Raw genomic sequence first — 707 nt, forward strand, 5'->3', positions numbered from 1 at the left:
CCGAGCCGATCTTCTGCCGCGCCGGCGATCTGCTGTTCTTTCGCAGCGAGCTGTGGCACGCCGGCAGTCCCAACCTGAGCCGCACGCGCAGCCGCTATCTGCTGCAGATCCATTACGGCCGGCGCATGGTGGCGCAGAAGTTCTCGCCCTACCTACACTTTCGCTTCGACCCGGCGGTGCTGGCCGCCTGCACCCCGCGCCAGCGGCGCCTGCTCGGCGATCACGCCGAGGCCGAGTACGACTGAGCGCCGACGCAGTTGCGACCTTCGGCCAATCCCATCCATCGCTGCGCTGTGCTTAGCTGGCGGTCACGCCCGCACAAGGATGGCCGATGCCCCCGCGTATCCTGCTGCTCACCGCCCTGGCCATGCTGGCCTTCGCCGGCAACTCGCTGCTGTGCCGCCTGGCCCTGCGCGAGACGGCCATCGACGCCGCCAGTTTCACCGCCATTCGTCTCGTTTCCGGTGCGCTGACGCTCTGGCTGCTGCTGCGCCTGCGCACGGCGCGCCAGCCCATGGCCGGCAACTGGCCGGGGGCGCTGGCGCTGTTCGCCTACGCCGCGGCCTTCTCCTTCGCCTACCTGCAGCTGGACACCGGCGTCGGCGCCCTGCTGCTGTTCGGCGCGGTGCAACTGAGCATGCTGCTCTGGGGCCTGTGGCGCGGCGAACGCCTGGGCCTGGCGGCCAGCCTCGGCACCGCCCTGGCGG

The 707-nt window shown here is 70.9% G+C and carries 2 pseudogenes; both read left to right on the plus strand.

Annotated elements, in window-relative coordinates:
* Window positions 1-245 (plus strand): annotated as a pseudogene (locus N878_RS23910) (phytanoyl-CoA dioxygenase family protein); the annotation flags it as partial.
* A gap of 86 nt (window positions 246-331) precedes the next feature.
* Window positions 332-707, plus strand: a pseudogene (locus N878_RS23915) (EamA family transporter); the annotation flags it as partial.

It is taken from the genome of Pseudomonas sp. EGD-AK9 (genome assembly GCF_000465935.2).
Taxonomy (GTDB): Bacteria; Pseudomonadota; Gammaproteobacteria; order Pseudomonadales; family Pseudomonadaceae; genus Aquipseudomonas.